The following is a 10,389-nucleotide window of genomic DNA, read 5'->3' as shown; positions in this document are numbered from 1 at the left end:
TGACTTCCCCGAGTCGGTCCCAAAACCGTGACAGTTCGCCCACGTCGAGCCGATCAGTATCGTTTGGTTTGGTCCGCTGTCCAGGCCGCGATCTGAGCGCGGGAGTTGAATCCGAGCTTGGTGAGGATGTGTTCGACGTGACCTTCGGCAGTGCGGTGCGCGATCACCAACTCGGCGGCGATCTGTTTGTTGCTGAGTCCTTGGGCGACGAGGTCGGCGACCTGCCGCTCACGTTTGGTCAATGTCGCGGAGGTACCCGACGCGGGCACCGCATCGGTGGGTTGTTCCCCGAGCGCGTATGCAATAGCCGAATCCATACCCATCCCCCGGCCTTGCCGAAGGGCCCTATCGAATCTGCGAGCGCCGAGAGTTCGACGCGTCGTCCGCTCGCATTCCTCATGAAAGCGCGACATATTCCGCAGGACTGCCCGCACGCTGCTACCCACCAGCCATCTTCCCTGAGCAGCCCCCAGCAGCACGGCCGCGCGCTCCGCGTCGCCCTCATCGGCGGCAGTCCAGGCCAGCGCCTCGATACTGAACGCGGTGAACACCGGACTATTCGGCCGTCGGTTGACTCGCAATGCCTCCTCGAGCAACCGTTGAGCGCGGTCACGTTCGCCTTGCAGCCATGCGGAAACACCCAAGCCGCGCAACGCAGCAGAACGGTAGAGCAATTCGCCGTGGGCTTCGGTGATGGAAAGTAATCGGCGGTAATGCTCCGTCGCTCGGGTCATCTGGCCGCGCAGTTCATATGACCAGGCGAGGATGGTCAGCGCACTGACGTAGAGCTCTTCGGTCTGGTTCGAGCCGAGCAGCTCGACAGCTCGTTCCAGGGAGGGAGAGGCGTCGGCCGCTGCGCCGCTGGCGAGTGCGATGATGCCGGCAGCGTAGGCGAGCTGTCCTTGGATGGCAGGCGTAGCGGCCTGTTCGGCGAGCAGTCGCCCCTCCGCCAGCAGGGCTGCGGCAGCTTGGAAATCCCCTTGTGGCGCGGCGACCTCGCAGGCGGCGCGTAGCGCGCTGATGCGGTCGGGTATGGATTGCGCGCGGGGGTGGGCGAGAACGCGGTCGAGCCAGGTTCGGCCTTCTCCGTACAGGCCGCGAAGGACCCAGAATTCGTGTAGCGCGGCGGCGGTGCGCAGCCCGGCTTCGGCCGCCTCGTCGGTGTCCTCGGAAACGCAGGAGTCGAGCGCGTCACGCACGTTGGGTAGCTCGCGTTCGAGGCGGGCGATCCAGTAGGGCTGCCGGTCGCTGATCCACCCGGCCTGGGCGTCCAGCACCAATTGTTGGTACCAGTCGCGATGCCGCCGGCGCAGCTCGGTCTCTTCACCGGACTCCCGCAGCCGTTGCCGACCATAGTCACGCATTGTCTCGAGCATTCGGAAACGCACGACGGTGTGCGATTCCTCCCGGATCAGAATCGACTTGTCCACCAGGGAGGACAGCACATCGAGCGGGCTGTGCGGTGCCAGGCCGACACCGCATACCTGTTCGACGGCGTCGAGTTCGCAACTCATGGCGAACACCGACAACCGGGCCCACAGGCGCTGTTCGGCCGCGGTGCACAACTCGTAACTCCAGTCGACACACCATCGCAGCGTCTGCTGCCGGGTCGGCGCGGTGCGAATGCCGCGGGTGAGCAGCGCGTACCGATCATCGAGCCGTTGCAGAATCTGCTCGGGTGACATCGCGCGCATCCGAGCCGCCGCCAGTTCGATCGCCAACGGCAACCCATCCAGCCGGGCGCAAATCCGGGTCACCGCGGCCTTATTGCTCTCGTCGAGTTCGAAGCCCGGCACGACTGCCGCGGCGCGGTCGGCGAACAGCGTCGCCGCATCGAAACGGGGCAGCCCCGTCGACATCGGATCCTGGTCCTGATCCGGGACCGCCAGCGGCGCCACCCGCAGCACCGCCTCCCCCGCGATATTCAACGCTTCCCGGCTGGTAGCGAGAATCCGCAGCTCCGGGCAGGTCCGCAGCAGCGCCTCGCTCAACTTCGCCACGGCTTCCACCATGTGCTCGCAGTTGTCCAGAACGAGCAATATTTTCCGCGAGCCCAGAAACTTGACCAGCACATCGCGCAAACGACCAGGCGCCTCGTCCCGCAAACCCAGGGTGGCGGCCACGACATCGTCCAGGAGCGCGGCATCGGAGACCTCGGCCAGTTCGACCAACCACACCCCGTCGGCGAAATCCCGCTGCGCTTGCGACGCGGCCCGCAGCGCCAGCCGCGTCTTGCCGACACCCCCGACTCCGGCAAACGTGACAAGCCGGGACGTGGACAGCAGATTCTTCACAGCCGACAACTCGGTGCGTCGGTCGACAAAACTGTTCAGCTCGAACGGCAGATTGCCACCGCCGTCCGACCGGGGGCGCCGTCCCCTCGTCGGTGGATCCCGGTGTCGACGCTCGAGAATCGAATCGGACTGTCGGCCCGTCTCATCGACCGAGAAACCGTGGCGCTGCTGTGCCTGCCGAATGCTCTCACCGATCCCCGCCGCAGAAGGGCGTTCGTGCGGATCGCGGCTCATCGCGGTTTCCACCAACGCCGACACGTCGTCGGGGATACCACTGTCTCGGAGGTCCGGCATCGGTTGGGTGGTGATCCGCAGAAACTGGGTCACCACGTTCTCACCACTGCGACGCTGGAACGCGGCATGGCCGGTCAACGCACAGAACAGGGTCGCGCCGAGCCCGTACACATCCGCGGCCGCCGTCGGTGTGTCCCGGTCCAGCACCTCGGGGGCGGTGAATGCCGGTGATCCGGTGACGATGCCTTCGGCCGTTCGAAATCCGTCGGTGACATGGGCAATCCCGAAATCGGTCAAGGCCGGCTCGCCGAAGTCGGTCAGCAGGATATTTCCTGGTTTCACGTCCCGATGCACGATGCCGAGGCCATGCGCGAGCTCCAGTGCGGCGGCGATCTTCACCCCCATCCACAACACCTTCTCCAGCGGAAGCGGACCGTGTCGGCGGATCCACGCATCCAGGGAGTCCAGCCGGTGATAGGGCATCACGAGGTAGGGACGCCCGGTGGCGGTGGCACCGGCCTCCAGCACGGTGACGATGTTCGGATGCCCGGTCAAGCGCCCCATCGCCCGCTGCTCCCGGACGAACCGTGCCCGATTGTCTTCGTCCAACTCCGCGGTCAGCACCTTCACCGCCACCGTCCGGTCCAGCGCGACCTGCCGGCAGCGATACACCACCCCGAAGCCACCGCGGCCGATCTCTACCGCATCCTCGAAACCGGCCGCAGCCAACTCCACCGGGGCGGGCGTCGCCACCTCACGGTGTGTGCGCAGCGGATCGTCGTCGGTCATCGGCCGAATGCGATCCCACCGGCGTATCTTCGGTTACCAGGCAACATGCGCTTACCTTTCGCCAATGCTCAGCGTATCGCCGACAGGGTCGAGTCCCGGGATGTATCCGGAGTGGTCACCGCATTGTCGGGCTACCTCAACTCGCCGCAGATGGGTGACCGCCTTCATCGCGGCCACTCCGACTCGTCCCGATCACGGATCTGGGCGAACATCCGCACGGCCCGCTCACGCAGCTCGCCGAGAACACGAACTGCTCCCCCACCGTGAGCCCGACGGTCACGGACAATGTCACTGTCGCAGGCATGATTTACTCACGGTCCTCATACCTCCCGCCGACGCGGTGGCCGAACGATTCTTGCAACAGCCTGTATGCCGTGCCGCCGAGCCGGAACCAGACCGCGATCGGCGCGAAGACGATCGCGGCTGCGACGACGGTGATGGTATAGGCCACCACGGTGCCCCGCGCTGCTCCAGGACGACTGCCGCCGGGACGATGACGAAGAAGATGAGCGGGCCGATCCACCATCCACTGTCCGGATGTCGACCGTTCACAGTGGCCGCCAGACCTCGTCCGGCTGCCCGGCAAACGCCGTACAGCGAATGCGGCCCGTCAACCCCATAACCTACCTCCCCGCCGTTCGCTGGAGACTACTCTGCGTGGCCTGGTGCCACCCGAATCCATCCGGCGTTGGAAACACATCGCTGGATGGCGCTGGATTCTGCACTGCGGCAACAGGATCGGCGGCCTGCGTGATCAATCCTGGCCCGATCGCGAAGATGTCGTCCCGCCTCTCGCCGGTCGGTGCGAAGCGGGAGGTGCTCCTCTCCGACGATGCCGAACCACAGCGCGCGGTCGATCAAAGCCGCGCGGCGGTCCTCAAATCCGTTGTAGCCGCGGAGTCCGAGACGGTCGACCAGATAGTCGATGTGGGAGTTGACGGCTGCGGTTGTCTTGATGCTTGCGCCCACCGCAGTGCCCCGCACTCGTTCGAGTAAACCGGGGATCGTCGGTATTGCCGCCGAGCCGTGCACCGATCGGGGCTCGCACAGCGCCACCAGGACCAGAAAAAGCTTGCGATCGCGGGGCTTCCCGAGAAGCCTGCTTCCGGTCACCATCGATCCGGCCGAACCTTGCCGACGTCGAGTGGCTGACCTGCGGCCCGAAAGGTTGCACGGACGGTTCAGGCTGCCGAAGAGTTGTGACACCCGGCACTGGTCGGCGCCGCCGGGTCATCCGATCTTCGCTTGTTGTCGGGCCCACTGATCCGGGTCGTCTCCAGCAGCCCGCGGTCCCAGCCTCCGGATTCGGCGACGGCCTCGTAGGTGCTCTGCAGGGCGCGGCGGCGGGCGAAGGCCGACACTGCGGCGGCGGAGGCGAGGCGCGGCCGGGGAGTGTGCGAATCTCCGGTTATGCGAGTCCTCTCCCGGGCCAGCGGGTTTCGCGAAATCTGAGGCGGACCTCGCTCGGGGCAAGACGGGGCAAGCGGTGTCCTTTTCCGGATGACGGCCTCCGACATTGCGTTACGGCCAAGGAATCCATGGCTTATGTAACTGTTTCGCCAGAAAACAAGAACGCCAGCAATTTCTGGGTACAAATCGTGCAAGCCGGGCCGGACCCGGAGGCACGAAAATGAAGAAGTACTACCATGCGCAGAGCAACGGCGCTCTTCGCCGCATTACTGTTGGCCATCCTCCTTTCCATCAACTACGCGACACTCCCGCACGCGAACGCCGATTACTGTACTGGCGACTGGGCCATCGGTATCGGCGGTCTCGGGGACAACACCTCGTCGGTGTTCGTCCCATTTGTGGATCAGCCTGTCGGTTACAACTCCGCCGACCCGATGTCGGGGTTGAACGAACTCGACCGGCTGTTCTGGGTGCATCGCAGCCAATGCCCCGGCGACCACATCAGGTTGATCGGACACAGCGAGGGCGCGGGTATCGTCCACGCCTGGGTCACCGCACATCAGGATGTCGGCAATGCCAATGCCATTCTCCTGTCGGATCCCAAGCGAGCCGCCGGGCCCGGTTGGGCCGGATTGTCGTCGACACCCGGGAGCGGGATCATCGGTTATCCGCTGGCCGGCGTCGATGATTGGTTCGGCGACTTCCCGGTGTTGACCGTGTGCAACCACGACGACCAGATCTGCGATACCTCGGCTGGTTGGTGGGGTTACCTCTTCGCGGGTGCACATTCTCGCTACGATTTCAACGTCTGGGACTACGGTGCCTGGGATTCCGGTGTCTGGTACCGGTAGCCAGTGATTCTTTGGGGATCAGTAGCCATGCGGCACTGGTCCCCATTGACTGAACCCGTGCCCCATCGAGGTACACACTGCCGCACCTTGAAAGGTGATTTGGCAGTTCGCTCCGGCATATGTGACCGAATACTGTGGATCGTGGTAGTTCACACCCGTCAGCCGCGGCAATGATGGATTTCCGCCCGGCAGCGTGTGACTGCCGTTGGCGTTCCACTGGGGATGCGCGGGCCACGTTGCCGAATCAATAATGATGGCAGACACATTCGGCAACGACAGCTGCATTCCGGCATACAGCACGTCCATCGATGAGGCCGGGACCGCGAGGTCGCATCCCACCGCGCCATTCGCACTGATCGAGCAGCTCCAATCACCCAAAGCGAAATACTCTGTGTCACCGATCCGTACCGGACCGGGCGCATCGTCTGCGTGCGCGTCGCTCACGCCGAACAGGCATGCAACCATCCCGAGAATTCCCCCGCAAACCCGTTCGGCGGCAACCTTCACAGCCCTGGACACGGAATCTCCCTTGATAGGTAGCGAGATTTTAGTCTAGTCGACCATCGAGAAAAAATATCACGATACGGCGCAACGGCAAAAGATCTGTCGAGGGGGCTTTCACCGAAAATCGACCCGCCGCTCATACACTTCGACCCCGGAATCAGCGACAGGGCAGCAGATTTACTTTGCACGGCGAAAGATTCCCGATCGGATCGGGAATTCGGGCGGAACTTTCCTGTCCCCGGGCGATCTTCGCCGAGTGGTCGCCGCAGTGCTCAGTTATCCGGCCGGATAGCTCGCACTGCGCGCTGACCGCAGTAACTCGACGATGGAGATTGTCGGCGCTTGGTCCTTTTCTCCGCAGCCGATGGATATGCCGCGGCGGGCATCATTTCAGCCGATCTCCATGCCGCCCACGGTAACCGGCTACCGACTCGACCCGCGCCGATCGATTCCCGTGCACCCGACTGCACGCCTTGTCGACCGATCTCGAAGTGCGAGCGAGCACCAAGCCGACCATCGCAGGCACACCGACCCTCCTCTGAATATCAGGGCCAGGGACACGGCCCGATCGATGACGCGCACATCCAGGCAACCGCAGGCTCGCGGACTAGCATTACCCGCGGTGGTAACGGTCGATTTGCCGACACGAAGGTGATGCCGATAACGAAGGCCGTTCCGCAACCAGTAGCGCTGGGCGACGAGGCCGCACGGACAGCTGTCCCCGCCACTGGTCCCGGACGCGGCGGCCGCGGGAACTCCGACCTTCTACTCCCTCGACCGCCCGGAATTCCCTGATACACAACCTGATTCGCAATTCTATTTCCTCGATGCGCGAATCGGCGCCAGCCCGATCGGCATCCGCCCTTCGACGTGCACGCGGTGCGCAATGACTTCCCGATCCTGCGGGAACGGGTGAACGGCCAGCCTCTGGTGTGGTTCGACAATGCCGCCACGACGCCGAAACCGCGATCTGTCATCGAACGCGTTTCCTACTACTACGAACACGAAAATTCGAATATCCATCGGGCCGCACACCACCTGGCTGCCCTCTCGACCGATGCCTATGAGCGTGCCCGCGAGACGGTGGCACGCTTCCTCGGTGCGTCGGCCGCGGAGGAGATCATCTTCGTGCGCGGCACCACCGAGGGCATCAACCTGATCGCGCAGACCTGGGGGCGCCGTGGCAGGGTGGCGGGAATATGATCTGCGATGTCACCCTGGAACGTTCACTGTTCCAGCCACCGCCCGGTCGATTCGAGGCGGGCACCGGGAATATCGCGGACGCGGTCGGATTGGGCAGCGCGATCGAGTACGTCGAGCGCATCGGTGTGGACAATATCTCGCGCTGCGAACACGGGCTGCTCGAATACGCCACGCCGCGCGTGGCCGCGATACCCGGCCTGCATTTGATCGGGACCGCACCCGACAAGGCGAGCGTAATCTCGTTCGTGCTGGACGGATACGAACCGCTCGAGGTCGGAAAGGCATTGAACGAGAAGGGCATCGCGGTGCGCGCCGGACATCACTGCGCGCAGCCGATCCTGCGGCGCTTCGGTCTGGCAGCGACCGTGCGACCGTCCTTCGCGTTCTACAACACCTGCGATGAAATCGACCGGATGATCATCGAGCTCACCCGGTTGGCTCGCGGGCGAGGGTGAGTCACCGCGGCGTGACCCGGATGGGTAGCGAGGCGAAGCCGCGGTTGTCGGACGAGTGGATCCGATCTATGCGCTCGGCGTCATTACCGCGCATTGTGGCTATATCCCCTTTGGGTTTTCAGCGACCTTTGAAATTCCGCTCCTCGGAGCGGAGCGATCCGGTGTGAGTCGGTGAGCCGCTCAGCCATTGCCGTACACGCGGTCAGGCATGACCAGGACGACCGCGCGACGCTCCGCGGCCATGACCCTGTCGTACTCATCCCAGTCCTCGTGGGTGCCACCGGCCGCGGTGAACACCTCACGTAAAAGCATTCGCAATCGTTCGGCGTCGATACCTGGGGCCGGATCCGCCGGACCGGCGATCCATACCGGCCCCTCCACAGCAGCCCACTCCCAACCGACACGGACGACTACCGTCATGCGCGGCCGGGCACGAAGGTGATCCAGCTTGCGGGTACCGCCACGTACCACCGCCCCCACCACCTGCTCACCGGTCTCGGGGTGGTTCAACACACCTGCATTGACCAGAGAAGACTGGATCGTGCCGTCCGCCCGCAACGTCGACACGACGCATAGGCCGTGGTCACCGGCGATCAGCCGCGCGAAGTCCGCGAGATCGGTCACGCCAGGAGTCTACTGATCAGTGAACCCGCGGGCGAGGAAGACGGCGACGCCCGTCTGATCGGTGCGCACCGCACCGGCCGGCCGCTCCCCTGAATAACCTTCGGCCACACGCCCTTTGCCGCTCGATGACATCGATCTGGACGCCGAAGACCCGTTCGGCGGGCGTCGGTGTAGTCGCCGGGCAGCTGACACACAACAGCCGCGTCGGGGTCGTTCTCGCCACTTCGCTGTTCGGCGAGATCGCCGGGCGGCTCCGCGATATCGACGTAACGACGCGGAACACGCATCGTCGAAACGGCCCGCGGTGTTCTTCATCAATTACCAGAGCACACTGATCGACGCGCTGGTCACGGCGCGGGTGCTGCGGCGCGGATACGCGGTGGTCTCGTCTGCCACGCAAGGATGGCCGTTGGTCGGGTGGACAATGGGAAGATGCACCTGCACGGGACGGTGCCCGGCTCGGGAAAGGGTCTGAGCAGAGCCGAACTGCTCGCCGCGATATCGCTTGCGATCGACCTCGGTCTGGGCCAGCCGATGGAACACATGCTTCGGTCGTCCCTGATCGCGACACGAATCGCCGAGCGGATGGGGCTCGACATGCAACAGCGGGCGACCGTGTACTACGCCAATCTGGTCGGGTGGATCGGTTGTCACGCCGACTCCCACGAACTCTCGGCGCTCTTCGGCGACGACATCGCCTTCCGGGCCGACACCTACACGGTGGACACGGCCGGTCTGCCGTACCTGCGGCTGATGATGAGTCATGTCGGACGCGGATTGCCGGGCTGGGAGCGCGGCATCCGTGCCGCTGCCTTTCTGGTCACGGCTCGCAGCCAGGTCGCCACACTGATCCAGTCGCACTGCAGTTCCGCCGGGGTTCTCTCCGATCGGATGGGCTTGGACGAGCAGGTCGGAAAGGCGCTGGCCTACGCCTTCGAACGCTGGGACGGCCGGGGGTTGCCCAACGGTTCTCACGGAGACGATATCCCGGTCGAGATCCACATCGCTCACGTCGCAGACGTCGTCGAGGTACACCTGCGGACGGGTGGGCTCGAGCACGCGAAGGATGTGCTCCGTGCTCGGCGCGGCAGTCAGTTCAGCCCGGCCGTGGCGGCGGTGTTCGACCGCGACGCGGCCGCGATCGTGGACGGGTTGCTCGAAATCGATGTCTGGACCACAGCGTTGGCCCAAGCACCGGATCGTGACCGAACCCTGACGGCCGAGGAGAGCGACGAGTTACTCGAGGCCATGGCCGATTTCGTCGATCTCAAATCTCCGTTCACTCTGGGGCATTCGCGTGGCGTCGCGAATCTGGTGGCCGGGGCAGCCCGACACCTGGGCATGCCGCCGTCGGACATCACGCATCTCTACCGTGCCGGCCTGGTGCACGGCCTCGGCAAAATGGGAGTGTCCAACCGGATCTTGGAGAAGAAGGGGCCGCTCACTACGGCCGAATGGGAACGGGTACGGATGTATCCGGATCTGACCGGCCGGATACTGAGTCGAGTCAACGGCTTGGAGTCGGTGGTGCCCATCGCGATGAAGCACCGGGAACGGATCGACGGGTCCGGCTTTCCCCGCGGGATCGCCGGCGCGGAGTTGACCGCGCAGGACCGGCTGCTTGCCACGGCGGAGGCTTATCAGGGACTGCTCGAGCCGCGTCCCGACCGGCCGCCGCTCGATCCTCGCGGCGCTGCCGATCAGTTACGGAAGGAGGCGCGCGCCGGACGCTTCGACGCCGAGTCGGCTGCGGCCGTGCTTGCGGTGGCCGGTCCGCGGATCTCGCGGCGGACGCCCTGGCCGGCCGGGCTGACCGACCGCGAGGTCGAGATCCTGCGGCTCGTCGCGCAGGGCCGATCGAACAGAGAAATCGCCGCCGAACTGTTCATCGCCGAGAAGACGGCACGCAACCACGTCGAACGTGTCTACGCCAAGCTCGGCGTCAACAACCGCACGCAGGCCAGTCTCGCCGCGATCGATCGGGGTCTGGCGGGGTTCCCGGTCACCGCGGCGGTCGGAAATTGA

Annotated in this window: 6 protein-coding genes and 1 pseudogene; 3 read left to right on the top strand and 4 right to left on the bottom strand. The window is 64.8% G+C overall.

The features are described 5' to 3' along the window. Positions 1–53: 53 nt before the first annotated feature. Together AB0L58_RS37955 and AB0L58_RS37950 are read right to left on the bottom strand one after the other, a co-directional pair. Positions 54–3,317, bottom strand: coding sequence for a protein kinase (locus tag AB0L58_RS37955; RefSeq protein ID WP_364395153.1), 3,264 nt, complete (start codon positions 3,315–3,317; stop codon positions 54–56). A 648-nt stretch (positions 3,318–3,965) separates the two neighbouring features. Next, on the bottom strand, positions 3,966–4,433 hold the full coding sequence (locus AB0L58_RS37950; RefSeq protein WP_364395151.1) for a hypothetical protein: 468 nt from the start codon (positions 4,431–4,433) through the stop codon (positions 3,966–3,968). Between the two features lie 530 nt (positions 4,434–4,963). Between AB0L58_RS37950 and AB0L58_RS37945 the strand changes: the two genes are divergently transcribed. Beyond that, positions 4,964–5,578, top strand: coding sequence for a cutinase family protein (locus tag AB0L58_RS37945; RefSeq protein ID WP_364395149.1), 615 nt, complete (start codon positions 4,964–4,966; stop codon positions 5,576–5,578). An 18-nt stretch (positions 5,579–5,596) separates the two neighbouring features. On the opposite strand, the gene AB0L58_RS37940 is transcribed toward AB0L58_RS37945, so the two are convergent. Further along, complete coding sequence (locus AB0L58_RS37940; protein ID WP_364395147.1) at positions 5,597–6,097, bottom strand: hypothetical protein; 501 nt, start codon at positions 6,095–6,097, stop codon at positions 5,597–5,599. An 849-nt stretch (positions 6,098–6,946) separates the two neighbouring features. Here AB0L58_RS37940 and AB0L58_RS37935 point away from each other — a divergent pair. Next, positions 6,947–7,740, top strand: a pseudogene (locus AB0L58_RS37935) (aminotransferase class V-fold PLP-dependent enzyme); the annotation flags it as partial. A gap of 180 nt (positions 7,741–7,920) precedes the next feature. Here AB0L58_RS37935 and AB0L58_RS37930 read toward each other — a convergent pair. Beyond that, the gene (locus AB0L58_RS37930; protein ID WP_364395145.1) at positions 7,921–8,364 is read right to left on the bottom strand and encodes a TIGR03618 family F420-dependent PPOX class oxidoreductase; all 444 of its coding nucleotides are present in this window, start codon (positions 8,362–8,364) and stop codon (positions 7,921–7,923) included. Between the two features lie 432 nt (positions 8,365–8,796). Here AB0L58_RS37930 and AB0L58_RS37925 point away from each other — a divergent pair, with 432 nt between their 5' ends. Next, positions 8,797–10,389, top strand: coding sequence for an HD domain-containing phosphohydrolase (locus AB0L58_RS37925; RefSeq protein ID WP_364395143.1), 1,593 nt, complete (start codon positions 8,797–8,799; stop codon positions 10,387–10,389).

Source organism: Nocardia sp. NPDC052112, assembly GCF_040680135.1.
In the GTDB taxonomy this organism is placed as follows: Bacteria; Actinomycetota; Actinomycetes; order Mycobacteriales; family Mycobacteriaceae; genus Nocardia.
The sequence above is the reverse complement of the archived record's forward strand: the minus strand, read 5'-3'. Positions and strand labels throughout refer to the sequence as shown.

What these genes read in the sequence shown, in the direction of transcription:
- AB0L58_RS37925 (WP_364395143.1), top strand. Translation starts at nt 8,797, where the DNA reads ATGCACCTGCACGGGACGGTGCCCGGCTCGGGAAAGGGTCTGAGCAGA.
- AB0L58_RS37950 (WP_364395151.1), bottom strand. Translation starts at nt 4,433, where the DNA reads ATGGTGACCGGAAGCAGGCTTCTCGGGAAGCCCCGCGATCGCAAGCTT.
- AB0L58_RS37945 (WP_364395149.1), top strand. Translation starts at nt 4,964, where the DNA reads ATGCGCAGAGCAACGGCGCTCTTCGCCGCATTACTGTTGGCCATCCTC.
- AB0L58_RS37955 (WP_364395153.1), bottom strand. Translation starts at nt 3,317, where the DNA reads ATGACCGACGACGATCCGCTGCGCACACACCGTGAGGTGGCGACGCCC.